Here is a 23696-nt window from a genome sequence, read left to right as displayed (position 1 = left end):
GTGATGAGTGACGTTTATCGAGAAAAGAGGGGACAAATTGGGGGACTGTTCTGGGGGTTTTTCAAAACAGAATCAATATTACGCTATACCTATACAGTTCTTTGAAAAAAGAATAGTGTGGGGATAGCGTAACCCCTTTATCAAAACGTTACCGGAGAACGGGCATGGGCGGTAAGAATCCGCAAAAAGGACGAAAGGACCAATTTATATATTATATATTCAGCCACGGTGCGTGAGTGTCGTGGCTTTTGTGTTTCTTATTGAGCCTGGTATATTTGCTGGGTTGATTGGTGACGCAATATAACTCTTTGTATATCTTAATTCGCGAATATATTATATAATTAATGGGATTATGATATTAGGAAGAGGGAATGATTTATGAACACACAAGCTGCAATAGAAGCTGCGAAAATCGCTGCAGATACAGCTGCACGAAATGCTTTGATTACAACGATAGTTGCGGTAATTACTTTGCTTATTACGAGTGGGATTTCAATTTGGTCAGTGATGAGAAATAGTAAAATCACTAAGGAATTGGGGGAAAAGAATCTTAAATCTGCAGAACAAAATAGATATATAGACGCAATAAGTCAAGAGAGAGTAAAATGGATAAATACTATGAGGGATAAATTTAGCGAGTACGTCAAGGTTGCACATATTCAAATGAACGATATGAGCAAATGGAAACGTGGTAAAGGTGATGTTGGTGAAGGGATTATGAGAGAAAGATTTCATGAACTTACATATATAGGTAATAATATTTATTTTTTATTAAATCCAACAGAAATTGTTAGTAAAGAAATAAGGAAATTGCAGAGAACAATTAATCGTCAATTACGTAGAGGTAATATTTCTAATTTTGATTCTAACCTGGTGAGAGAATCAGCTCGAGACTTAGGCTATTTATTTCAAGTAGTACTTAAGTCAGAATGGAAAAGAGTAAAAGAAGAGAATAAAAAAGGTGAAGAGATTGATGATGAAGAAATGGAACAAATTTACAAGAAGGTAGCTCAGAAGATAAATAATACAAAATATAATAAGTACTTTAATAAGTAAGAAAGGTAAGGTGCTCATTTAGAGTGCTTTTTCTTTTGCACAAAACAAACGAACATAATGAATAGAAAAAGCAAGAATCAAATGATTCCTGCTAGGCGAAGGGCCGTAATTAAATTAGCGATGGCAGAGATGAATCCTGGAATATCAAATTCTCGTTCTGAAATCCGTGTTCCGTTTTCTAATTCTGTTTTTTTGAATTTCATTTTCATATCCTCCTTGTATATACATAACCGCAAGATTTGCCTTACACGGGTATATACAAAATAGAAGGAGGTTCTCCACAAAAGCTGAACAAAAACAGATGTTTTTTTATAGGATTCTTTTCACGAAAAAGTATGAAACTTTTCAAAAGTAGCTATTTTTATTTTGTATAATAAATCTATAATGAATTGAAAAGGGGATGTTAAGATGAGAAAATTGGATCGTTTTACTAAACCGTACTTTGAAACCAGAGGGCAGAAAGAAAAGGGAGTATATCAAGTAATAAGAAATAAAGATGATGAAACTCTTCCTTTTGAAGAAGAGTTTAGTTCGTTAAAAGAAACGAGGATGTTCATTTATAGATACGCTCTTAATAATCCGGAATGGTTAAATATAAATGGAAATATAAGTGAGCTTAACTATAAAGATGATAGAAAGCGAAATCCATGGTATGACAATGTTATTGAACAAGTATATAAAGTGTTATATAAAGATTTCCCTAAATGGAACAAGTGATTATTAAAGTAGCGAATCCGCTGCTTTTTTATTTTATAAAGAAAAAGGAACCATAATAGGCTCCTTAATTCGATTCAGAAGTTGTGTAGTTTTTCTTGATAATATCTTTTATGTTGATAATTAAAGATATAAGAAATCCAGCAGCTAGGATACCGTTTACCCAGTAATATGTATTCCCTGATGCAAGCTTATTATAAAAGGAATCGACATTATAATATACTAATCCTGCTGAAATGACGGTAGAGATTACTAACGTACCAAAACTTTTCATGATTCTCCCTCCATGATTCTGAAATATTTGACTTTTAATACAATTATACATTTAAATAAAAAGGTTTACAAAGGGATTACCATATGGAGGAGTTAGACAAATTACCTCCTATTAATATAGAAGGTGGTAGGTGAATGGCAAGGGTTAATAATGAACTTGAAGTGTGGAATGATATAGAGGATTACGAAGGTAAATATCAAGTCAGTAGTTTAGGCAGAGTTAAAAGTTTAGATAGGATTGTTAGACATAGTGGGAATCATGAAAGGATACAGCATGGGAAGATATTAAAATTAACACTTAACTCTGTGAGTGGGTACTTGCAGGTTGGGTTGTACTTAGAAGGGAAGGTCAAGAAATGTAATGTTCATAGGTTGGTAGCAGAAACATTTATTAATAATCCTGGCAATAAACCGGAAGTTAATCATATTGACGAAAATAAAACTAACAATACAGTTAGTAATTTAGAATGGTGCACTAGAAAAGAAAATGAAAACCATGGTACTAAAAAGCAAAGGAAGACAAAGAATACTGATTATGAATCTATTCGGTTAAAGAATAGCAAAGTAGTTATTCAATATGATAGTTCAGGTAAATTGATAAAAGAATGAATAGTATTGCTGATATTAATAAGCAGCTCGGATACAGCAAAGGGAATATTTCAGAGTGCTGTAATGGAAAATTAGAAAAGGCGTATGGATATGTATGGAAGTTTAAGGGCGTGGTTTAAATAGCTAAAGAATATAGTCGGAAATTCTATAAGTCAAAAGCTTGGGAGAAGTGCAGAGAGTCGTACATTGCTACAACATTAGATGGTATGTGTGAGCATTGCAAAGAAGCACCTGGTTATATCGTTGACCATATTGTTGAGATAACATCAGAGACTATAGACAATTCAGATATCACATTGAATCATGAGAACCTACAATACTTATGTTTACCTTGCCATAACACTAAGACATTTGGTAAAGCTGTATTAATTAGAGAAGATGTAATGTTTGATGAGAATGGGGATTTGATTATGAAAGGAAGAATTTAGATGAAACTATCTAAACAAGAACAAACAGTTATTATAGGTAAGTTAATCAATCATGTTATCGGTGTGGAGTTGGCAAAGCAACACATTGAGCCACAAAAATTAGAAAAGGCTGTAGCACTGCATAATGAAATGAATGATGATATGACACCGAAGCAAGTACGAGAAGCGCTTATCAATGTACTAGATAAAGCAATAGATGAATTCCTAATTCCTAGGGCATAAGGAGTGTGAGTATAGGTGCACTTAACTAAACTTGAGAAAGCAATTACTCTTGCTACAATACTTAATGCTATTGGCGAAGAAAATATTAAATAATATGTGGAATTAGAATCATTACGACCGGTAGTAAAAGCACTTAATAAGATTAATAAAAAAACAAGACCAGAAGAAAAGAAAAAAGCAATAAAAAGTATAATTAACAAAATGATGAATGATTTTACAAAAGAAATCGAAAAGGATAATCCCCCTATTCATAAATGAAAATGCCTGTCTAAAGGGGACCGAGAGGGGAGCTTCGTGTAACACACAGGTCATTTCGCGTGACCCCCCTACCCAAAAACGAATAAAGTGAGGTGTTATTGATGGCGATAAAGAAAGAATTAACAAAAGAAGAGCGAGTTAAAAAGGAAGTAAACAGACTTAAACGGATTTATAAAGAGATGCCAAAAGATACCCTCATGGTTGTAGAGGGGTTAATTGTTGAAGCTGCAGACTTACGAGTTCGATTAGAAGATATCCGAAAAGATCTTGATGAGAATGGTTATGATGAAATGTTCTCGCAATCAGAGAATCAAGAACCATATGAAAGAGAGCGTCCGCAAGCCCGACGTTATATATCAATGAATAAAAACTACCAATCTATTATGAAACAACTTGGCGATTATGTTCCTAAAATACCAGCAAAACCCAAGGAAAATAGCGATGGGTTCGATGAGTTTGTAAACAGCCGTGATTAAGTACCCTATATCTTATAATCCAATTTTAGAATACTGGTACAAAATAAAAATTAAACAAGAAATTGTATCAGATAAAGTAAGGCGAGTTTATAAAAAACTTGTCACAGATTTAAGTAGCACAAAAACCGAATGGGAATATAACGCCAAACGTGCAAATCATGCGATAGAATTTGTTGAGAATTTTTGCAAACACAGTAAAGGTAAAATGGGTGGTAAACCATTCTTGTTAGAACTTTGGCAGAAAGCTATGACGGCTGCTTTATTTGGGTTTGTTCATAAAATAGATGGTATAAGAAAATATCGTGAATTTATGTTAATTGTTGCCCGTAAAAATGGAAAGTCAGCTTGGGGTTCTGCAATTGCCCTTTATTTAATGGTTGCTGATAATGAACCAGGACCCGAAATTGTATCGGCAGCAACTAAAAAAGATCAGGCCAAAATTATTTGGTCTGAAGCAAAGAGAATGGTGAAAAAATCACCAGTTCTTTCTAAAAGAATTCGTACGTTAGTATCTGAAATGATTTCAAATTTTAACGATGGTTCTTTCAAACCTCTTTCAAGTGATTCAAATACACTTGATGGACTTAACGTGCATTGTTCGTTAATAGATGAACTACATGCTATTGAAGATAAGAATCTTTATGATGTTATTGTTGACGGTATGACGGCTCGTGAACAACCGATATCAATTATTACAACGACTGCTGGTACAGTTCGAGAAGGTATTTTTGATATTAAGTATGAAGAAGCAGAACGCATTATCAACGGTTATGATGATCCCGACGGTTATAAAGATGAACGAGTTCTTCCTATTATCTATGAATTGGATAAACGAGAAGAATGGGTAGATGAATCGTGTTGGGCAAAGGCTAACCCTGGTTTAGGAACTATTAAAAACACTGATCAATTAAGAAGTAAAGTTGAGAAAGCAAAAGCAAATCTAATGTTGGTGAAAAATCTACTGACAAAGGATTTTAATGTGAGAGAAACTTCAAGCGAAGCTTGGCTGACGTTTGAACAACTCAACAATACAGCAACATATAACATTGAAGAATTAAATCCATCATATGCTATTTGTGGAGTCGATTTAAGTAGTACAACCGATTTAACGTCAGCATGTATAATTTTTAAATTACCAAACAATGAAACAATTTACGCTAAACATATGTATTGGTTACCCGAGGATCTATTAGAGCAGCGAACAATTGAGGATAAAATTCCATATTCAACATGGTATGATATGGGATTATTAAGAACTACTCCTGGAAATTCAATTCATTATAAATTTATAGTGGATTGGCTTGTTGAATTAAGGGAGGAATATGGTATCTATATACCTTGGATTGGGTACGACAGTTGGTCGGCGAAGTACTTTGTTGAAGACTTAAAACTTCATTTTGGGGCAGATGCTACAATACCAGTTATACAAGGGAAGAAAACACTATCTGCACCAATGAAAAAATTAGGTGCAGATTTAGATTCTAAATTAATAAATTACGGAAATAATCCATTAACAAAATGGAATCTTAGTAACGTAGCTATTGATATAGATAAGAATTTAAACATTCAGCCTTGTAAGACAAAGAATCAACGTCGCCGTATAGATGGGGCTGCAAGTTTGCTCAATGCGTATGTAATATTACAAGAAAAATGGAACGATTATCATAATATGATATAATGCAAATAAATTAGATTAGCTATCAGATTTGAAACACCTTCACTGTTAAGACAAATTAATGCTCGATAAATAAACACAATTTGGAGATGTTTTTTTATTATGTCGAAAATGGGTATATATAGGATTCTTAATTTAGTCAATAGAAAGTTCTATGTAGGGAGTAGTAACAATTTACTTAAAAGAAAAAGAGAACATTTTGGTGCTTTAAAAAAGGGTGAACATAATAACTCCTACTTACAAAGAGCTTACAATAAATATGGCGCGAATAATTTTATTTTTGAAGTTGTGGAATATATAACTGGCAGTGCAAACTTATTAGATAAAGAACAGTACTATATAGATATTTTAAAAGCTTGTGATAGAAGTGTTGGGTATAATATAAATGAAAATGCTACAGGTGGTGGACTATTCGGGGAGAATAATCCTAATTTCGGTAAGCCTATGTCAGAAGAGCAAAAAGAAAAAATTAAATTAACACTAACTGGTCATTCAGTATCCGAAGAAACAAGAAAAAAGATAAGTATTGCACATAAAGGGAAGAGGCTTAAAGAAAAACATTGGAATTATGGAAGACCACAGTCTATAGAACAACGTATGAACCATTCAAAAAAGATGGAGGGTAGATACGTTGGTTCTCAAAATCCTTTCTACGGCAAAAAACACGATGAACAATCCAAAAAGAAAATGAGTGAAAAAAGAAAAGGTGTTTACATAGGTGCTAATTGTTCAACATCTATAACTATAGTGCAATTAGAAAAAGACGGTACTTATGTAGCTAGATTTGAAAGTATTAATGAAGCTCAAAGAAAAACAGGTATTTGGGCTTCGAATATACAAAAATGCTGTCGAGGTAAGGCTAAAACAACTGGTGGTTACAGATGGATGTATTTAAAAGAATATGAAATATTAAATTCGACTAATTAGTCGAATTTTTATTATGTATAAAAGGAGGTGGGAACTTGGGATTATTTGCTAAGATATTCGGAAAGAAACAAGCCCCTACTACAACTCGTTTTGAAATGATAAACGACAATGGAGGAGGCTTTTTTTTATGGCATGGAGATATTTATCAAAGTGATATTATACGAGCCTGTATTCGTCCTAAAGCAAAGGCGGTTGGGAAGCTCATAGCTAAACACATTCGTGATAATGGTACAGAATTCAAGATTAATCCTGAACCATATATCAGATTTCTGTTAGAAGAACCAAATCCTTTAATGACAGGACAAATGTTTCAAGAAAAAATGGCTACTCAACTAGAATTGAATCACAATGCATTCGCTTATATTAAGCGTGATGATTTTGGTTATGCCACTGAGATCTATCCAATCCCTTGTACAACAGTAGAAGTAGTTGAAGGGGCATACGGAGATATCTTTTTGAAGTTCTACTTTAAGAATGGCAAACAAATGACCATACCATATGCCGATGTGATTCATTTACGTAAGGATTTTAATGATAATGACTTTTTTGGAGAACATCCTGGTAAAGCTTTGTCACAATTGATGGAAATTGTAACGACTACTGATCAAGGTATTGTTAAAGCGATTAAAAACAGCGCTGTAGTAAAGTGGATTTTAAAATTTAAATCAGTATTGAAGCAAGAAGATATCGACATGCAGGTTAAAAACTTTGTTAATAACTATTTAAATATCGCAAATGATGGCGGTGCGGCTTCATCTGATCCACGTTACGATTTAGAACAAGTTAAACCCGAAGCATTTGTTCCAGATTCAAAGCAAATGCAAGAGACCGTACAGCGTATTTATAATTTCTTCAATACAAATGAAAACATAATTCAAAGTAAATATAACGAAGATGAGTGGAACGCTTACTACGAATCAGAGATAGAGGTTTTTGCGATGCAGCTTGCTGGAGAATACACCAGGAAGCTTTTTTCGCGTAAAGAAAGAGGTTTTGGTAACAAAATTATTTTTGAATCCGCATCACTTCAATACGCTTCTATGAGTACAAAAATGAATCTTGTTCAAATGGTAGACAGAGGTTCATTAACGCCGAACGAATGGAGAGCGATTCTTTCACTTGGCCCAATTGAGGGTGGAGATAAACCAATCAGAAGGTTAGATACAGCCTTAGTTAAGGAAGGTAAGGTCACTGATGAAGGAGGTGATAATAATGAACCAAACGGAAAAAAGGGAACTACTGAGTAGTGAAATAGAAATTAGAGAAGTTGAAGGTGGACTTCGAACAATCACTGGTTATGCGGTTAAATGGGAAATGAAGTCTGTGACAATGGGGTATTGGAGGCGATTTAAAGAACAGTTTAAGCGTGGAGCTTTTACAGATTCCTTAACACAAGATGACCAATTAGCGTTATGGAGCCATGATTACTCTCAAGTTCTAGGTAGAACTAAGAATGGGACTCTTAGATTGTTTGAAGATGAGATTGGACTTCGATTCGAATTAGATTTGGCTGATACAATGCTAGGCAATGATACGTATAAAACGATTAAACGTGGTGATGTTGACGGCGTTTCTTTTGGCTTCCAAATGGTAAAAGAAGAATGGGATGAATCTGATCCAGATAATGTTGTGCGTAGTGTTACAAAAGCTAAATTAATTGAAATTAGCCCTGTGGCATTCCCGGCATATCCAGATTCTCAAGTTTCAGCCAGAAGTCATGATCCGTATAAACAATTCGTGAATGAACGTAATCAAAAAGACTTACGACAAAAACTAATTTTAAAAACTTACTTATAAGGGAGAGATTCATTTGAAAACATTACAAGAAATTTTAGCTAGAAAAGCAGAAATTCGTACTTTACTACAAGGTGATCAAGAGGTAGATCTAGCAGTACTTGAAACTGAATTACGTGAACTTGAAGAAGCACAAAAACAAATCGAAACTCGTCAACGCTTACTGAAAGAAGCTGAGGTTATTAATAACAATGCTGATACAGAAACACGTACAGTAGTTGAAACGTTTAACAATGAGCCACCACAACAAGATTTAGAGCTAGAAACATCAGAAAAACGTGGACAAGCATTGATGGAAAATCGTGCTGTTACTGTAGGAAGTGGAAATGTAGTACTTCCGAAACATACAGCTTCAGATATCCGACCTACTTTCAATGAAGTTTCTACACTGATTGATCGTGTATCTACAAAAACATTAAAAGGCGGAGAAAGTTACCAACAACCATACCTTGAAAGTTATGGTGAAGGTGATTATACAACTGAAGGTAATGATTACGCTAATGCTGAGACGAAGTTTGGATATGCTGATATTACTAAAGCTAAAATCACGGCTTACTCTGAAGATACTGAAGAGCTTCAAAAATTACCTGCAGCTGATTATGATGGCGAAGTAATGCAAGGTATCACAGTTGCGACACGCAAGAAAATCACTCGTGAAATCCTAATCGGAACAGGTGCAACGAATCGACTTATTGGTATTTTCTCGACTGCGGCAAAAGCAATCGACCCAACAACAGACTTAGAAATTTCAAAAATTGATGCTTCTACATTAGACGACATCATCTATAGCTATGGTGGCGATGAAGATGTTGAAGATGCAGCAGTATTAATTTTGAATAAAAAGGATTTAAAATCGTTTGCTAAACTTCGTACATCTGATGGTAAAAAGGTATATAACGTTGTATCAAGCGGTAACTCCGGAACAATTGATGGTGTACCATTTATTATCAATAGCGCATGTAAAGCAGTATCCGATGCAGCAACAACAGCTGGTCAATTCAATATGGCTTATGGTCCGTTATCAAACTACCAACTTACTATCTTTTCTGATATGGATGTCCAACGTTCAACTGACTTCAAATTCAAGCAAGGTATGATTGCTCATAGAGGTTCAGTATTTGCAGGTGGTAACGTAATTTCTAAAAATGGATTCTTACGTGTTAAGAAAGCGGCTACTGTTTAATAGCCGCTTTTTCATTTGAAATAAGGAGGTATTGTTATGTCTGAAAAGAAAATGCAAGAATTTAAAGTAATTACAGCGTTCCGTGATAAGTTTTCCTATGTGCATTATAGTGTTGGAGAATCATATAAAACAGATGATCAAGAAAGAGTAGAGTTCTTACAGAAAGAAGGGTTCTTAGAAACTGAACCAGTTGGTGACTATAAACCTGTTGTTCCTGAAATTGTCCATGTTGGCGGAGGATATTACGAACTCCCTAATGGAGAAAAGGTTAAAGGGAAAGAAGCAGCACTTAAAGCGTTAGAAGAACTTGAACCAGTTGGTGAATAATCATGATGCTTGAAGTAGTAAAAAAGGCATTACGTGTTTCGCATAATGCTTTAGATGATGAAATTGATGATTTGATTGAAGCGGCCCGAACTGATTTAAAGTTATCTGGTGTTTCTGGTTTCAAAACAAATGATGATACAGATCCGTTAATCAAACGAGCAATAATCATGTATGCAAAAGCTAATTTTATTCCTGATGCTAAGGAAGCAGAGCGATTTCGATTATCATATAACATGCTTAAGAATCATCTTACTTTAGCGGGTGATTATAAATGAACGATATTTTATATTTTCCAATTGTAATAACTAACAAAGATGAGTTGAACCAAGTAGAGGTTTCAGAAGATTTTACGAGGCAAGTATTTTGCGAGAAAAAAAGTATTTCTCAAGATGAGTTTTTCAAGGCTGGTCAAAATGGGTTTAAGCCAAAATGTCTATTAATTGTTTATACATTGGATTACCGTGAGGAACAAAAAGTGAAGTATTGTGAAAAAGAGTATAGCATTTACCGCACATATGAAAGGGATGACGAAAGGATCGAACTATATTGCGAGGTGAGATCTGGTGGCTAGTGTAGATGATTGGGCGAGTGAAATCGCTAGAGAATTACAAAGATATGCCCATATTGTAGAAGAAGATATGGAAGAAGCAAAAGAAAAAGTAGCTAATGATCTAGTAAGTGAACTGAAACAGAAAAGTCCTAAAAGTACACGTAAAGATACACGTAAATATGCCAAAGGGTGGAGAAAAAAGAAGGAAGGCAATGCAATTATTGTTCATAATGCATTGAAACCGCAATTAACACACCTATTAGAAAAAGGGCATGCGAAGGTTGGTGGTGGACGGGTACCAGCTAAAGTTCATATCGCTCCAGCAGAAGAAAAAGCGATAAATGAATTTACTGAACTTGTTGAAAGGGCGATCCAACAATGACATTAGGTGAATTAACAAAGATTCTTGAAGCTACAGGTTATCCTGTGGCTTATTCGAATTTCACAGCAACGCCAGGTAATCCTATACCAAGTCCGCCGTATATTTGTTTTCTTGCGGATGGCTCAGCAAACCTAATGGCAGATAACAAGGTCTATCACAAAATAAATGATGTAAATATTGAGCTTTACACAATTAGAAAAAGCTTAGTTATAGAAGCCAAACTTGAAAAAGTCCTAGACGATCATGAGATTCCTTATGAATCACCGATTGAAGGGATTATTGAATCTGAAAAAATGTATCAGAAAATATATGAAACGAGGTTGATATAAATGACTAAAGAAAATAAAGTCACGTTTGGTTTGAAGAATGTACATTATGTCCCAATTGATATACAAGGTTTTTTAGTAAAGTTTGGTACGCCGATTCCATTACCTGGTGGGGTTGAACTAACATTTGAGCCACGCGGTGATTTAATAGAATTCTATGCGGATGACATGCTTTATTACGCAGCAAGTAATAACCAAGGTTACGATGGAACATTGAACATCGCTACCATCCCGGAACAATTTGCTATTGATGCATTAGGTGAGCAGTTAGATGAAACCGATGGTGTATTAAATGAATTAGCGGATGCTAAAGGGAAACCATTTGCATTACTATTTGAATTCGATGGCGATGTAAACGCGACTCGACATGTTATGTATAACTGTGCAGCAAGTCGTCCAACAATCGCATCTAAAACAAAGACAAATTCAGCTGAACCAAATACAAATGAATTGAAGTTTGTTTCTAGTCCAATTGTTTTAGCACCTGGTGGAAGACCCATGGTTAAAACGAAAACAACATCTAAAACAACTCAAGCTATTTATGATAATTGGTACAAAGAAGTGTACGTTAAAAAACCAGCAGCACCAAAAGGAGCGTAATAGTAAATGGAAAAGACAATTACAATAGACGGAAAACAAGTCAGATTAAAAAGTACAGCGGCAACGGTTAAAAAGTATAAAGCACAATTTAGACGTGATTTATTTGCAGATATGCTTAAATTAGGAGTTATTGCACCGTCAAATCCTAAAGCTGGTGCTACTATCGATTTGGCGAATGTAGATTTTAATAAAGTAGATTTTGAGGTTGTTTATGATCTAGTTTGGTTATATGCGAAAGCAGCAAACTCAGAAATTACTGATCCAATTACATGGTTAGATGGTTTTGATGAGTTCCCTATTTCTGAGATTCTTCCAGAAATTATGGATATGATTCAAAGCACGATGGGTGCAAAAAAAAAATAAAGAAAAGTAATGGAGAGCAAGGAGCTTTCAGTGATGAAGATTTAACCACTGATACGTTCCTTGCTCTTTGTTATAAAGCGAAACTAACAAGTTGGGATTTAGAAGATATGACAATCGGTGATTGTTTTGATTACATTGCTGAATTCGCTGAAATGGAGAATCCAGACAAAGAAAAAGTTAGAAAAGCAAATCAAAAAGACTTCGATTCATTCTAAGAAAGGGGTGAAAAAATGGCAGGAAGAATTAAAGGTATTACAATTGAAATTGGCGGAAACACTCAACCGTTACAAAATGCTCTAAAAGATGTTGATAAGCAAAGTAATTCTTTGGCTAAAGAATTGAAAGATGTTGAACGGTTACTAAAGTTTGACCCTGGGAATATTGAGGCACTTTCTCAAAAACAACAGTTACTCACACAACAAATAGAAAATACAACACAGAAATTAGATAAATTAAAGGCAGCGGAACAACAAGTACAAGCTCAATTTCAAAACGGTAAAATTTCTGAAGAACAATATCGTGCTTTCAGGCGTGAAATTGAATTTACAGAAGGATCGCTTAATGGTCTGAAAAATAAACTTGGAAACATGAAAGCAGAACAAGACAATGTGGCCAGTTCTACCCGGCAATTAGAAACATTGTTTAGTGCTACAGGAAAAAGCGTTGATGATTTTGCAGGTGCATTAGGAAATCGTCTTGTGAATGCAATTCGGAATGGGACGGCTACAAGTAAGCAGTTAGAGCAAGCAATTGGAATTATTGGTCGTGAAGCATTAGGAGCAGGAACAGATATTGATAAATTACAACGTGCTCTTCGTTCTGTGGATGCCGGAAACTCAATACGACAAGTACAAAATGAATTAAGAGATTTACAACAAGAGGCTGGTAGAACAGAGAAGAAGTTTGAAGGTCTGAAAATAGGATTAGAAAATGTTATCGGTGGATTGGCAGCTGGTGGCGGAATTGCAACCGCAATTGAAAAAGCAATGGATATGTCAAAGTTACAAACAAAAATTGATATATCTTTTGATGTCCCTGAATCCTCGAAAAAATCAGTAGAAGAAGCTGTAAGAGGAATTTTAGCTTATGGAGTGGATGCCGAAGCATCTTTAGAAGGTGTCCGCAGACAATGGGCTTTAAATAAAGGCGTAAGTGATGAAGCAAATGCAGCGATCGTAAAAGGAGCAGCCGCAGTTGCACAATCCTATGAAGGTATAGATTTTACTGAGTTAATTCAAGAAGTGAATGAAATAGGAAATGAATTAGGGATTTCACAAGAAGGCGCTCTTGGTATGACAGACGCGTTACTTAAAATAGGATTTCCACCTGAACAATTAGATATCATTGCTGAATATGGAGGACAGCTTACAAGAGCGGGATATTCAGCTGAAGAAGTCCAAGCGATAATGGAGGCTGGGGTTGAAACAGGAACCTGGAATATTGATAATTTGCTAGATGGTTTGAAAGAAGGACGTATCAAAGCAGCTGAGTTCGGTCAAGGTGTCGATAAAGCTATGAAAGAATCCCTTGAAGGCACAAAAATTTCAGCGGAACAAGTTGAAAAGTGGGGGCAAGCGGTAGCTAAAGGTGGTAAAGACGGTTCGGCAGCTATGACTGAAATTGCACAAGCTTTATCAGAAGTTGAGGATGAAACAAAGCGCAATGAATTAGGCGTTAAATTTTTCGGTAGATGATAAATTGTGCCGAAGTAAAATTGCGGTATGAAGCAAAGAGGGTGCGAATCCTAATTTGAACCGAAGGCTGTACAAAGTATAGTCAGGGGCAGAGCATAGAGGGTGAAAAGATATAATCCCTCCACGAGACCGCGACACTTATTAGTGAAAACGTATGCCGAACTTACAGGAATTGAACTGTAAGAAGTAGAGGATAAAAAGCCTTTACGATAACAAAATGACAATGTATGAAGACCAAGGGCAAAACATTATTAATACTTTACTAGGTGCGAAAGAAAAGACTGTTGATTTTAAAAAGAATCAAGATCAATTAAATGATTCCGTTAAGAAAATGGATGAAAACCCAGCAGTTAAGTTTCAAAAAGCAATGCAAGATTTACAAATGGCTCTCAAACCTGTTCTAAGTGTTATAGCCGATGTTGTTGCTAAAATAGCTGACTGGATTTCTAATAATCCTAAATTAGCAGCTACATTGGCCGCTATCGCAGTAGCTATTGGAGTAATTGCAGGAGCGTTTATGGCTTTAGCGCCAATCGTTGTCGTCATATCGAGTATCGGGGCCGCAATGATGGGATGGGTAGGGTTAATCGCTGTGGTTGTAGCCGCTGTAGTTGCCTTGGGCGTTCTAATTTATCAAAATTGGGATTCTATAAGGCAATGGACCATTGATGCTTGGAATGCAATTGGAGAGTTCTTAGTAGGAATATGGGACGGGATTGTACAATGGGCAAGTGATACTTGGAATAGTATTAGTGAAACTACATTGGAAGTCTGGAACTCAATTAAGGAGTTCTTAATAGGATTATGGAATGGAATAGTTGAGTTTGTTGTAACCTGGGGCACCGCTATTTTAGAAGCGTACATTGGTATTTGGACTTCTATTTTTAATTTCTGTATGGAAATTTGGAATGGAATTGTGGAATACCTTACTTCTGTCTTACAAGGAATAGCAACCTTCTTCACTGAGGTATGGACTTCGATTTCAACATTCTTCCAAGAGACATGGAATGGATTAGTTGCCTTTTTAACTCCTATTTTACAAGGGATTGCTGATTTCTTTTCTATGATTTGGAATGGTATTTCCACAGTAATTCAAACTGTATGGAATTTTATTAGTCAATATTTACAAGCAATTTGGACGGCTATTCTATACTTTGCTACTCCAATTTTCGAATCTATACGAGAGTTTTTAGCTTCGGTATGGGATGCTATTAAGCAAAAAGCTATAGCGGTATGGGATGCACTTACAAATTTCTTAAAGACTTGTTGGAATGGAATAGTTTCAATTGCGACAACTGTATTTGATTGGATTAAAAATACAATTACAACCGTTTGGGATGCAATTAGTTCAGCAACAATGGCTGTATGGATTGCAGTGAAAAACTTCTTACAATCATGTTGGAGTGGATTAGTTGCTTTTGTAACGCCAATATTCAATTCAATAAAAGACTGGATTGTAAACACCTGGAATACGATTAGTTCCACAACAAGTGCAGTATGGAATACGATTAAAAACTATCTTTCTAGTTTATGGAACTCCATTGTTTCCATAGCAAGTTCGGTATTCAATAACATCAAACAAGCTATCTCTACTGTTTGGAATATGATAAGTAGTACAAGTAGTAGTATCTGGAATGGTATTAAATCCACGCTTTCAAACATTTGGGAAGGGATTAAATCAACCGCATCTTCTGTATGGAATGGATTGAAAGAAGCTATTATGACGCCTGTTCGTTGGGTAACAAATGCTGTTAGTGGAGCATTTGAAGGTATGAAGTCGGCAGTATTAGGTGTATGGGATGGTATTAAAAGCGGTATTCGTACAGCTATCAATGGAATCATACGTATTATCAATAAGTTCATAGATGGCTTTAACACACCAGCGGAATTATTAAATCAAATCCCTGGTGTTAGTGCACCAACTATTCCGCATGTACCAATGCTTGCTAAAGGTGGAAAACCTGTAGGTGATGGGTCATTCATTACAGGTGAAGCTGGACCAGAATTGTTTACGAAAAAAGGTAACTCAATCACAGTTACACCTTTATCATCAAAAGAAAAATCACTTGGTATTACTGGAACTATGAATCAATTAATGGGTGATATGAGCCGTATGATGGCTAGTTCTATGAGTCAATTATCAGGATTAAAAACTGTTATGAATGGTGTGTATGGAAATATGTCAAATAGTAGACAAGCTATGACTAATACGGTTGCAAACCAAGTGTTTAATTATTCTCCTGGACAAACAGGTGTAAATGGGATGCTTCCAACACAAGGTGGAGATTTGATTATTGAAGTGCCAGTTGTTTTAGAGGGACGAGATGTGGCACGTGGTACCTATCGATATACGAAAGAGTATCAAGAAAGAGAAGAACAAAGAAACTCAGCCTTTTAGGTTTGGGTTTCTTTTATTTTATAAAGAAGCGAGGTGTCAAAATGAGCTCTTTTACATTTAACAATGAACGTAAAAAATATATCCAAATTGCAAAAGGATGGAAAAGACCTACTTGGGCACCATTGAAACGGAATTTTCTAAGTGTTCCAGGATATCCAGGTGCGAGATTATTAAATACACAAACGGAAATGCGTGTTTTATCTATTCCTGTTGGAATTATTGTTCCTGATAATGGAGACTTAGAACTAATAAAAGAAGAAATTGCAAATTGGCTAATAACAGATCAACCAGTAGAGCTTGTTTTTGATGTAGAACCAAATAGAACGTATTTAGCAGTTGTGGATGATAGCTTTGACCCAGATGAATTCGTAACACTCGGAATGGGAACAATTACATTTATTTGTCCAATGCCTTATAAATTAGGTCCCACACAGAAGAAAGTATTAGCAATAGATGAGGGCGGGAACTTAAAAGCTGAATTTCGTAATAGGGGGTCTGTAGAATCTAATCCAATTATTGATATAACTGTAGGTTCACAAAGCCCTTTCTTGGATGTATGGAACGATAACGACTATTTTCGGATTGGTTATCCTGTTGGGTATAAGTCCAAAATTGTAAAAGAAGATGAGAGACTTATCAATGATGATTGCTCTAGTCTTAAGGGGTGGGAACCTTTTGGAGGACAGATAGGAAAGTTTCTTGCAAGAGGATCTATGGAAGTCGTAGGTGGAAAAGCTTTTAGAGCTTCGGATTACGGACAAAGTGAACTGAACAAATGGCATGGGCCTTTTGTGATGAGAGAAATCCCGACAATAGGTAAGAAAATTGGAGATTTCAAAATGGATATCCAGTTTGCCTTACAGTCTACGAAATATGACCAAATGGGTAAAACGATTGCTATGGTCTTGGATGCTAATTACAACATTATCTGTCAAGTGGATATGAGCGATGAATATATGAGTCATGAAATCACTTTGGCTCATTCTTCCGTTGGAACTGGAGAGAATGAGCAACTCTTATCGAACGAAACTGGATATTATATTGATACTTTCAATCAATTTAGTGGACATTTTGCTTTAGCTCGTAGAGGGAACCACTGGAGAGTTTATTGTGCGAAACATATTGTAGGAACAGAACAAGATGGAGCTTCATTTGTAATGGAATGGTATGACGTAGGTAATTGGAATCCGAATACTACCAAGGAACCGAAGTATATTGTTGTTGGTTGTGTAGCTTTTGGAGATTACAATCCGGTTAATGTTTGTCAAATCAAGGATGTTAAATTCTGGCGTATTAATACTTTAGAAATAGATGAGACTCCTTATATTTTCGATGTAGGAGACAAAATTCAAATAGATACAGAACGTTCACTTGTTACAATTAACGGTATGAATGCGATAGTACTGAAAGACATATTTAGTACATTTCCTATTGTAAAACGGGGACAGAATGAAATTATAGTACGTCCAGCCAATGTAGGAATAGCGGAGTTAACGTATAGGGAGCGATTTAGATGAGGACACCAAGTGGAACTTTACATGTTGTTGATTTTAAAAAGAGTCAAATCGTTTCAGCTATACAACCAAAAGACTATTGGGATGATAAGAGACATTGGGAAATTAAAAATAATATAGATACATTAGAGTTTAGGGTATTTGAGAATACAGACCATGCAGCGGCACTTGTACAACAAAACTTAGTGTTGAAAGAAGTGCGTGGTGGCAGAATTGTTCCTTATGTTATTACTGAAGCAGAAAAAGATTCTGATGATAAATCATTAATGGTTTATGCATCAGGGGAATGGATTCAACTTGCTAAAGCAGAAATTATTGAGCCGCAAAAAATCGAAAGTAAAACATTGAAGCAATGCATGGAAATAGCTCTAAAAGGTACGAAGTGGGAAATAGGTAAAACAGAACATGATGGATCACATTCAATGACTATTGATGAATTTACTAATCCATTGGATTTACTAAAAAAGATTGCCGCTTCATTTGAACTAGAAATCCAATATCGTGCTGAAGTTGTCGGCTCTCAAATCGTTGTTCGTTATGTGGATATGGTTAAGAAAAGAGGACGAGATACAAGAAAAGAAATCACTGTGGGTAAAGATTTGGTGGGGATTAAACGCATTGAGAACTCCCAAAATATTTGTACCGCTTTATTAGGTTACGTAAAAAAAGAAAATGGAGAGTTTATCACAATCTCAGAAATAAATAATGGTGTGCCTTATCTTGTGGATGATGCAGCTTATCAACGGTGGAATGAAAAAGGAAAACATAAATTTGCTTTCTATACTCCACAAACAGAAGAACAGGATATGTCTCCACAGAGACTTATGACTCTCATGAAAACAGAAATGAATAAGCTTGTGAATGCTTCTGTTTCTTATGAAGTTGATGCACAAAATATAGCTCGAATACCTGGGCTATCTCATGAAGAAATTAATGAAGGTGATACAATCCGTGTTAAAGATACTGGATTTACACCTAATCTTTTTTTAGAAGCTAGAGCAATTGTTGGTAATGAATCATTTAAAAATCCTATACAAGATAAATATATCTTTGGTGATTATCGTGAAATTATTGATCAAAACGATGAATTACGTAGGTTATATCAAAAAATTTTAAGTTCATTGTATGACAAGGTTCCGCAAGAGTTATTTGACCAATTAAAGGACAAGGTCACCGAACAAAATCAAGACATCATTAACGCTAAAGATAAAGCTGATCAGGCTCAAAAAGAAAGTCAGGAAGCAAAAGATTTAGCAGAAGCGACTGTTGAATATGTGGAACAAAATCTTGTGGATATCATAGAGGGTGTTAATCCACCTACAGCTAATCTTAAACCGAATAAAACATTATGGCGTGATATTAGTGGCGGTAAGCCTGGTATTTTGAAAATATGGACAGGTACGACTTGGGAACCTGTTGTTCCGGATACAGGGCCATTACAGCAAAGTATTAAAGATGTTCAAAAAGATATTGAAACTACTAAAACAGAATTAAACCAAAAGGTTCAAGATGCACAAAATCAGGCGACAGGACAATTCAACGAAGTAAAGGAAAGCTTACAAAGTGTTAGTCGCACAATTTCTGATGTACAAAACGAACAAGGTAATATTAATAAAAAAGTAACCCAAATAGAACAAACTTCAGATGGATTTAAAACTTCTATTGAATCATTAACTAAAAAAGATGGTGAAATTAGTAATAAATTAAATACAGTTGAATCAACTGTGGAAGGTACGAAAAAGACGATATCTGATGTACGGCAAACAACCGATGAATTCACCAAGAAAACAACCGAGATTGAAAAAAGTGTGGAGGGCGTTACCTCTACTGTATCAACTGTTCAAAAAGATCAAAGTACAATGCAGTCTACCTTGAACCAAGTTAAGCAAACTACAGATTCTAATTCACAAAGCATTACTACGATATCCCAGACACAAGGGAAACATGGAGAGGTTATACAACAAAACACGAGTGATATTACGCAGCTGAATAATCAAATCAAATCTAAAGTTTCTGAGACTCAAATGCAGGATTATGTTGGTGGATTAGGTAGTGTAAACATGTACTTTAACTCGGCCTTTGAGGACAGAGTAATTGATACTTCCACTGGAGATGTTACTTCTAGAACGCCAAGTCTTACGAAGTGGGTAACAAGAGGAGTCGTTACAGGTACAGCAGTTATTCCTACGAGCGCTCGAAATCACGACGGATATAATTCTGTTCAGATTCAAGCTACAGGATTAACAGCTAATAATTGGGCTGGTGTGTATCAGATGATACCTGTTACAGCAGGACAAGGAAAGATGGTGCTTTCTGCATGGGTATTAACTAACGATAAAGCAGGTTTAGACGAAGGAGCTATTTTAGAGCTTAAAATTCTCAACGGCGGGACTACTGTCAGTCAAAAATCTATAGATGTTAGATCGGTAGTTACAAATGGAGCTTGGACTTTTGTAAGTGTTACTGCTGATGTACCTACGAATGCGATTACTCAGGTACAAGCGGGAATAATGATAGTTAAGAATGGCCTTATGTGGGTATCTCAGCCACAAGTGCAACAGGGAGCAAACCCTACAACTTTTATGGAAAACCCGAAAGACTATGCTAACTATGACCAACTTGTAGGTGAGATTGCAAAGAAAGTGGCTACTTCTGATTTTAATAGCAAGGTCACTCAAATGGAGACTACAATCAATCAGCAATCTAACCGTATTGATTTAAAAGCAAAAAAAACAGATGTTTATACAAAAGTGGATGCTGACGGACGTTTTGGAAGTAAAGCAATAGTGGAATCTCATTCTTCTCAATTATCTCTAATGAGTACTGAGATTAGCTTGCGAGTTAAAGCAGGAGACATCGCTTCCACAATCAACCAAACAGCTCAATCTGTATTGATTCAGGCGAACAAGATTTATCTTGATGGCTATATTGAAGCGAAGCACTTAAAAGCTCAGACTTTACAAGGTGTTACCATCCAAACAGCACCTCAGGGATCAGGAGCGAATCACATCCGTTTAAATGCTCAGAACATGACGTTATATGGAAGTGGTCAAGCTCGTGGCTATTTTGGATTTATTAATCGTTCAGATAGTAATATTCAGTCTGCTGTAATTTTAGGAAATGACTATGCAAGTTCAGGAACCCTTAATGGTTCATTAGTGCTTGACCAAACGACAATTAACGGTTCTCAATGGACTAACTCAGTTGCTTCTATCGGAGTTGCTACTGGTAAAAGTGGAAATGACATTTTAAAGTCAAGTTATATTAATTTCTATCGTTATGACGGAGCAATGCAAATTAACTCTGTAGGCGATATGAGTTTAACTAATACAAACGGTAATATTTCTCTTACTGCTAGTTCCACAAGTGGTACTACAGGATTTATAACCTTAAGTGCTAATAAAGATATCTACTTTACCGCTAAACGTGGCTACTTTAATTTTTATACAAGTGATAACAAGTCATTCCCTACATTTATAATTAAAGATTTATACCCAAATAATCAAGGTGATGTAGATTTTCTGTTTGCTAATCAGCTTATGTTTAGAGTGGCAAGACATCCTGACTATGTCGGGGACGGACTACAGATTAAAAATGGAACAGGAACTTCTTGGGCAAACATGAAACTAGGCGTATTACGAACAATGGGGAACATTGGTTGTGATGCAGATGTATATGCAAAGAATTTTATTAATACGTCTACACGAAAAGCTAAAACGAACATAGAAGACTTGCCTTTCTCAGCACTGAAAAAAGTTAATAGTGTAAGAATTAAACAATATAATTTAATCAGTGATGTAGAAAAATACAATGCAGGTGAAATTGATGTTTTACCCGTAAACTACGGTATGATTGCGGAAGATACGGATGGAGTGTTTACAACAAGAGAGAAAGATGCAGTCTCACTTTATGGTTCTGTTTCTATTACAATGCAAGCTGCACAAGAATTAGACTGGAAAACAGATAATATACAGTTTGATATTGGAATGTTAAAACAAGAGATTGAAGCGGAAAAACTTGAGAAAGTTAACATTGAGAATCAACTTAACGAGTTAAAGGTTTTAGTAAACAGGCAAGAAGATAGGATTGCAAAGTTAGAAGAATTATTACTACAACAATTAATAAATAAGAAACCAGAGCAGCCATAAGCTGGTCTTTTTTTTATTGTCAAAAAGGGGGTGGTCAAAGTGGAAGGGTTACAAGAAGTAAGAAGTGATGTTCAAGAAATCAAGCAAGATATCAAGGACATACGTTTAGAAATTAAAAGCTTAGAAATGCGAACAACCGGTAACGAGAAAGACATTATCAATATCAACAAACAGCTGGATAAAATTAGTGCCAATACTACTTGGATCTTACGACTTATTGTAGGTGGAATTGTCGGTGGCATTCTCACTTTATTAATGAAAGGAGGTGGTATGTAATGGTGAGTTTAGCTGTAATGATTGGGATTGTAGTTGGTCTTTCGCAAATTGTAAAAACAATTGGATTACAATCAAAATACGTTCCGTTATTGAATTTAACGCTTGGCATTGTGCTAGGCGTTTTATTTTTGGACGGAGATATAAAAACAAATGTATTTCAAGGAATCATCATTGGTCTATCAGCAAGTGGATTATTTGACCACACAAAAATTATGAAAAAGGATGTTGATTCTAAATGAAAAAAACAATGAAACATATTACCTTGTTTCTTATGATTCTAGTACTTGCTGTTTCGTTTGCTACAAGCGCTTTTGCTGATAGAACACTTATTATTCCTGATTTACCGAAACAACCATACCGTAATGGTGTAGGTGCTTATGAGGGCGTTGTAGCCCATTCTACAGCAACACCAGAAGCGCCAGCTATTAATATTCAAAAATATGAGTCTCGTACATGGCGTTCAGCATTCGTACATTATGCAGTTGATTGGAATGAAACAATCCAAATTGCTTATACGAAATACATTGCTTATGGTGCAGGACCAGGAGCAAATAAACGATTTGTTCACGTAGAATTATGCGAAACAAGAGATTATGAGAAATTCAAACGTAGCTATGATAAATATGTTAAGTTATTAGCTAAAATTCTTCGTGATCGTGGATTATCTGTAGAAAAAGGATTATGGACTCACTACGATGTTACAAAATATCTTGGCGGAACTGATCATGAAGATCCACTTGATTATCTTCGTAGTCACGGCGTTTCAGAAGCTCAATTTAGAGCGGATGTACAACGAGCATACAATAATTCCGATGTGGATGTTTCTGTGCCTGAGAAGCCATCTAAACCAGCAGAAGTACCAACAGCCGTAACTGATGGTGTAGCTTATATTGAGGGATACAACGTTAACTTACGTAAAGGACCAGGTACAAGCTATTCTAAGATTCGTCAGTTAAATAAATCAGAATCATATATTGTGTGGGGCGAAAAAGATGGTTGGTTAAATCTTGGCGGTGAGCAATGGATTAAGAATGATTCATCTTACGTTAAGTTTAGTAAGAAAAGCGCAGTGGATTCTTCTATTATTGGAAAACGTGTAGTTTCTAAAGTTAATAATCTACGTTTCTATGATGCTCCATCTTGGCAGGATAAAGATGTTGCTGGTTCTGTTGATGCAGGGTTAGGATTCGCAATTGATGCGAAAGTAACTGTCAATGGATCGTCACAATATAAAGTACACAATTCAAAAGGGAATACATACTACATTACGGCTAGTGAGTCTTATGTAAATTGGTTTAGATAACGAAGAGAGCCGCCCAAAAAGGGGGCGGCTTGATCTTTATATATTCTACTGTTTTTCTTCTTTGCAATTTAGCGCTTCATCAACTATTTCTTCAGGAGATAATTGTTTAGAATTCCAAAAGATTATATCACCAAGCTTAGGGTACGGAACATTTTCCTTAAGTATGTCAATATATTCACTTATTTCATCTCTTGTTCCTT

At 35.6% G+C, this 23696-nt stretch carries 27 protein-coding genes and 1 pseudogene; 25 read left to right on the top strand and 3 right to left on the bottom strand.

Annotated elements, in window-relative coordinates; genetic code table 11:
- The first annotated feature begins 378 nt into the window (after positions 1–378).
- Positions 379–1056: a hypothetical protein gene (locus AC3WTA_RS01950; RefSeq protein ID WP_001095931.1), complete on the top strand. Its 678-nt coding sequence runs from the start codon at positions 379–381 to the stop codon at positions 1054–1056.
- Between the two features lie 77 nt (positions 1057–1133).
- Here AC3WTA_RS01950 and AC3WTA_RS01945 read toward each other — a convergent pair whose 3' ends face one another.
- Complete coding sequence (locus AC3WTA_RS01945) at positions 1134–1259, bottom strand: hypothetical protein (protein WP_000669508.1); 126 nt, start codon at positions 1257–1259, stop codon at positions 1134–1136.
- 205 nt (positions 1260–1464) lie between these two features.
- On the opposite strand from AC3WTA_RS01945, the gene AC3WTA_RS01940 reads away from it, so the two are divergent.
- Positions 1465–1773: a hypothetical protein gene (locus AC3WTA_RS01940; RefSeq protein WP_001228365.1), complete on the top strand. Its 309-nt coding sequence runs from the start codon at positions 1465–1467 to the stop codon at positions 1771–1773.
- A gap of 64 nt (positions 1774–1837) precedes the next feature.
- Here the strand turns inward: AC3WTA_RS01940 and AC3WTA_RS01935 are convergent, their stop codons facing one another.
- Positions 1838–2044 carry a hypothetical protein gene (locus tag AC3WTA_RS01935; protein WP_000834524.1) on the bottom strand — a complete coding sequence of 69 codons (207 nt, stop codon included), beginning with the start codon at positions 2042–2044 and terminating at the stop codon, positions 1838–1840.
- Between the two features lie 134 nt (positions 2045–2178).
- Between AC3WTA_RS01935 and AC3WTA_RS01930 the strand changes: the two genes are divergently transcribed.
- From AC3WTA_RS01930 to AC3WTA_RS01820, 23 genes and pseudogenes are all read left to right on the top strand, one after another.
- A complete protein-coding gene (locus tag AC3WTA_RS01930; RefSeq protein WP_002096564.1) occupies positions 2179–2652 on the top strand; it encodes an NUMOD4 domain-containing protein in 474 nt (157 codons plus the stop codon).
- Positions 2653–2858: 206 nt separating this feature from the next.
- Positions 2859–3080 carry an HNH endonuclease gene (locus AC3WTA_RS01925; RefSeq protein ID WP_000333136.1) on the top strand — a complete coding sequence of 74 codons (222 nt, stop codon included), beginning with the start codon at positions 2859–2861 and terminating at the stop codon, positions 3078–3080.
- Positions 3081–3302: a hypothetical protein gene (locus AC3WTA_RS01920; RefSeq protein ID WP_000777418.1), complete on the top strand. Its 222-nt coding sequence runs from the start codon at positions 3081–3083 to the stop codon at positions 3300–3302. It abuts the gene before it with no gap.
- 359 nt (positions 3303–3661) lie between these two features.
- Complete coding sequence (locus AC3WTA_RS01915) at positions 3662–4036, top strand: hypothetical protein (RefSeq protein WP_000985224.1); 375 nt, start codon at positions 3662–3664, stop codon at positions 4034–4036.
- Positions 4029–5714 carry a terminase large subunit gene (locus AC3WTA_RS01910; protein WP_000599026.1) on the top strand — a complete coding sequence of 562 codons (1686 nt, stop codon included), beginning with the start codon at positions 4029–4031 and terminating at the stop codon, positions 5712–5714. The genes AC3WTA_RS01915 and AC3WTA_RS01910 overlap by 8 nt, the downstream gene beginning before the upstream one ends.
- A 99-nt stretch (positions 5715–5813) precedes the next feature.
- Positions 5814–6638, top strand: a complete 825-nt coding sequence (locus AC3WTA_RS01905) for an NUMOD3 domain-containing DNA-binding protein (RefSeq protein WP_000041371.1) — start codon at positions 5814–5816, stop codon at positions 6636–6638.
- 35 nt (positions 6639–6673) lie between these two features.
- Positions 6674–7885, top strand: coding sequence for a phage portal protein (locus tag AC3WTA_RS01900; protein WP_000522191.1), 1212 nt, complete (start codon positions 6674–6676; stop codon positions 7883–7885).
- Positions 7851–8435 (top strand): HK97 family phage prohead protease, encoded by a 585-nt coding sequence (locus tag AC3WTA_RS01895; RefSeq protein ID WP_001076781.1) that lies wholly within the window; start codon positions 7851–7853, stop codon positions 8433–8435. Before AC3WTA_RS01900 ends, AC3WTA_RS01895 begins: the two co-directional genes overlap by 35 nt.
- Before the next feature lie 13 nt (positions 8436–8448).
- On the top strand, positions 8449–9615 hold the full coding sequence (locus AC3WTA_RS01890) for a phage major capsid protein (protein ID WP_000854834.1): 1167 nt from the start codon (positions 8449–8451) through the stop codon (positions 9613–9615).
- A gap of 36 nt (positions 9616–9651) precedes the next feature.
- Entirely contained in the window at positions 9652–9942 is a 291-nt protein-coding gene (locus AC3WTA_RS01885) for a hypothetical protein (protein WP_001291036.1), read from the top strand.
- 2 nt (positions 9943–9944) lie between these two features.
- Entirely contained in the window at positions 9945–10217 is a 273-nt protein-coding gene (locus AC3WTA_RS01880; RefSeq protein ID WP_000979064.1) for a head-tail connector protein, read from the top strand.
- The gene (locus AC3WTA_RS01875) at positions 10214–10513 is read left to right on the top strand and encodes a phage head closure protein (RefSeq protein ID WP_000997909.1); all 300 of its coding nucleotides are present in this window, start codon (positions 10214–10216) and stop codon (positions 10511–10513) included. Before AC3WTA_RS01880 ends, AC3WTA_RS01875 begins: the two co-directional genes overlap by 4 nt.
- Positions 10506–10874, top strand: a complete 369-nt coding sequence (locus AC3WTA_RS01870) for an HK97 gp10 family phage protein (RefSeq protein WP_000179017.1) — start codon at positions 10506–10508, stop codon at positions 10872–10874. Before AC3WTA_RS01875 ends, AC3WTA_RS01870 begins: the two co-directional genes overlap by 8 nt.
- Positions 10871–11203, top strand: coding sequence for a hypothetical protein (locus AC3WTA_RS01865; RefSeq protein WP_000172101.1), 333 nt, complete (start codon positions 10871–10873; stop codon positions 11201–11203). The genes AC3WTA_RS01870 and AC3WTA_RS01865 overlap by 4 nt, the downstream gene beginning before the upstream one ends.
- Positions 11204–11800: a major tail protein gene (locus AC3WTA_RS01860; protein ID WP_000159683.1), complete on the top strand. Its 597-nt coding sequence runs from the start codon at positions 11204–11206 to the stop codon at positions 11798–11800.
- 6 nt (positions 11801–11806) lie between these two features.
- Entirely contained in the window at positions 11807–12163 is a 357-nt protein-coding gene (locus tag AC3WTA_RS01855; RefSeq protein WP_000415928.1) for a hypothetical protein, read from the top strand.
- Positions 12164–12393: 230 nt separating this feature from the next.
- Positions 12394–13851, top strand: a pseudogene (locus tag AC3WTA_RS01850) (DUF2207 domain-containing protein); the annotation flags it as partial.
- A gap of 223 nt (positions 13852–14074) precedes the next feature.
- The gene (locus AC3WTA_RS01845) at positions 14075–16255 is read left to right on the top strand and encodes a phage tail protein (RefSeq protein ID WP_002096560.1); all 2181 of its coding nucleotides are present in this window, start codon (positions 14075–14077) and stop codon (positions 16253–16255) included.
- A 41-nt stretch (positions 16256–16296) separates the two neighbouring features.
- Positions 16297–17772, top strand: a complete 1476-nt coding sequence (locus AC3WTA_RS01840) for a distal tail protein Dit (protein WP_000094117.1) — start codon at positions 16297–16299, stop codon at positions 17770–17772.
- On the top strand, positions 17769–21917 hold the full coding sequence (locus tag AC3WTA_RS01835) for a phage tail spike protein (protein WP_001260216.1): 4149 nt from the start codon (positions 17769–17771) through the stop codon (positions 21915–21917). Before AC3WTA_RS01840 ends, AC3WTA_RS01835 begins: the two co-directional genes overlap by 4 nt.
- 39 nt (positions 21918–21956) lie before the next feature.
- A complete protein-coding gene (locus AC3WTA_RS01830) occupies positions 21957–22193 on the top strand; it encodes a hemolysin XhlA family protein (protein WP_000398739.1) in 237 nt (78 codons plus the stop codon).
- A complete protein-coding gene (locus AC3WTA_RS01825; protein WP_000253957.1) occupies positions 22193–22432 on the top strand; it encodes a hypothetical protein in 240 nt (79 codons plus the stop codon). Before AC3WTA_RS01830 ends, AC3WTA_RS01825 begins: the two co-directional genes overlap by 1 nt.
- Positions 22429–23496, top strand: a complete 1068-nt coding sequence (locus AC3WTA_RS01820) for an N-acetylmuramoyl-L-alanine amidase (protein WP_000753390.1) — start codon at positions 22429–22431, stop codon at positions 23494–23496. Before AC3WTA_RS01825 ends, AC3WTA_RS01820 begins: the two co-directional genes overlap by 4 nt.
- Before the next feature lie 45 nt (positions 23497–23541).
- Here AC3WTA_RS01820 and AC3WTA_RS01815 read toward each other — a convergent pair whose 3' ends face one another.
- The gene (locus tag AC3WTA_RS01815; RefSeq protein ID WP_492332843.1) at positions 23542–23661 is read right to left on the bottom strand and encodes a bacteriocin immunity protein; all 120 of its coding nucleotides are present in this window, start codon (positions 23659–23661) and stop codon (positions 23542–23544) included.
- Positions 23662–23696: the final 35 nt, after the last annotated feature.

The organism is Bacillus sp. EB106-07-01-XG149 (assembly GCF_058791555.1).
The sequence above is the reverse complement of the archived record's forward strand: the minus strand, read 5'-3'. Positions and strand labels throughout refer to the sequence as shown.

Excerpts from the sequence above, each read along its gene's own strand:
- AC3WTA_RS01915 (WP_000985224.1), top strand. The coding sequence starts at position 3,662 with ATGGCGATAAAGAAAGAATTAACAAAAGAAGAGCGAGTTAAAAAGGAA.
- AC3WTA_RS01845 (WP_002096560.1), top strand. The coding sequence starts at position 14,075 with ATGACAATGTATGAAGACCAAGGGCAAAACATTATTAATACTTTACTA.
- AC3WTA_RS01835 (WP_001260216.1), top strand. The coding sequence starts at position 17,769 with ATGAGGACACCAAGTGGAACTTTACATGTTGTTGATTTTAAAAAGAGT.
- AC3WTA_RS01920 (WP_000777418.1), top strand. The coding sequence starts at position 3,081 with ATGAAACTATCTAAACAAGAACAAACAGTTATTATAGGTAAGTTAATC.
- AC3WTA_RS01895 (WP_001076781.1), top strand. The coding sequence starts at position 7,851 with ATGAACCAAACGGAAAAAAGGGAACTACTGAGTAGTGAAATAGAAATT.
- AC3WTA_RS01905 (WP_000041371.1), top strand. The coding sequence starts at position 5,814 with ATGTCGAAAATGGGTATATATAGGATTCTTAATTTAGTCAATAGAAAG.
- AC3WTA_RS01855 (WP_000415928.1), top strand. The coding sequence starts at position 11,807 with ATGGAAAAGACAATTACAATAGACGGAAAACAAGTCAGATTAAAAAGT.
- AC3WTA_RS01925 (WP_000333136.1), top strand. The coding sequence starts at position 2,859 with ATGTGTGAGCATTGCAAAGAAGCACCTGGTTATATCGTTGACCATATT.
- AC3WTA_RS01950 (WP_001095931.1), top strand. The coding sequence starts at position 379 with ATGAACACACAAGCTGCAATAGAAGCTGCGAAAATCGCTGCAGATACA.
- AC3WTA_RS01860 (WP_000159683.1), top strand. The coding sequence starts at position 11,204 with ATGACTAAAGAAAATAAAGTCACGTTTGGTTTGAAGAATGTACATTAT.
- AC3WTA_RS01820 (WP_000753390.1), top strand. The coding sequence starts at position 22,429 with ATGAAAAAAACAATGAAACATATTACCTTGTTTCTTATGATTCTAGTA.
- AC3WTA_RS01930 (WP_002096564.1), top strand. The coding sequence starts at position 2,179 with ATGGCAAGGGTTAATAATGAACTTGAAGTGTGGAATGATATAGAGGAT.
- AC3WTA_RS01945 (WP_000669508.1), bottom strand. The coding sequence starts at position 1,259 with ATGAAATTCAAAAAAACAGAATTAGAAAACGGAACACGGATTTCAGAA.
- AC3WTA_RS01935 (WP_000834524.1), bottom strand. The coding sequence starts at position 2,044 with ATGAAAAGTTTTGGTACGTTAGTAATCTCTACCGTCATTTCAGCAGGA.
- AC3WTA_RS01940 (WP_001228365.1), top strand. The coding sequence starts at position 1,465 with ATGAGAAAATTGGATCGTTTTACTAAACCGTACTTTGAAACCAGAGGG.
- AC3WTA_RS01840 (WP_000094117.1), top strand. The coding sequence starts at position 16,297 with ATGAGCTCTTTTACATTTAACAATGAACGTAAAAAATATATCCAAATT.
- AC3WTA_RS01865 (WP_000172101.1), top strand. The coding sequence starts at position 10,871 with ATGACATTAGGTGAATTAACAAAGATTCTTGAAGCTACAGGTTATCCT.
- AC3WTA_RS01880 (WP_000979064.1), top strand. The coding sequence starts at position 9,945 with ATGATGCTTGAAGTAGTAAAAAAGGCATTACGTGTTTCGCATAATGCT.
- AC3WTA_RS01885 (WP_001291036.1), top strand. The coding sequence starts at position 9,652 with ATGTCTGAAAAGAAAATGCAAGAATTTAAAGTAATTACAGCGTTCCGT.
- AC3WTA_RS01825 (WP_000253957.1), top strand. The coding sequence starts at position 22,193 with ATGGTGAGTTTAGCTGTAATGATTGGGATTGTAGTTGGTCTTTCGCAA.
- AC3WTA_RS01875 (WP_000997909.1), top strand. The coding sequence starts at position 10,214 with ATGAACGATATTTTATATTTTCCAATTGTAATAACTAACAAAGATGAG.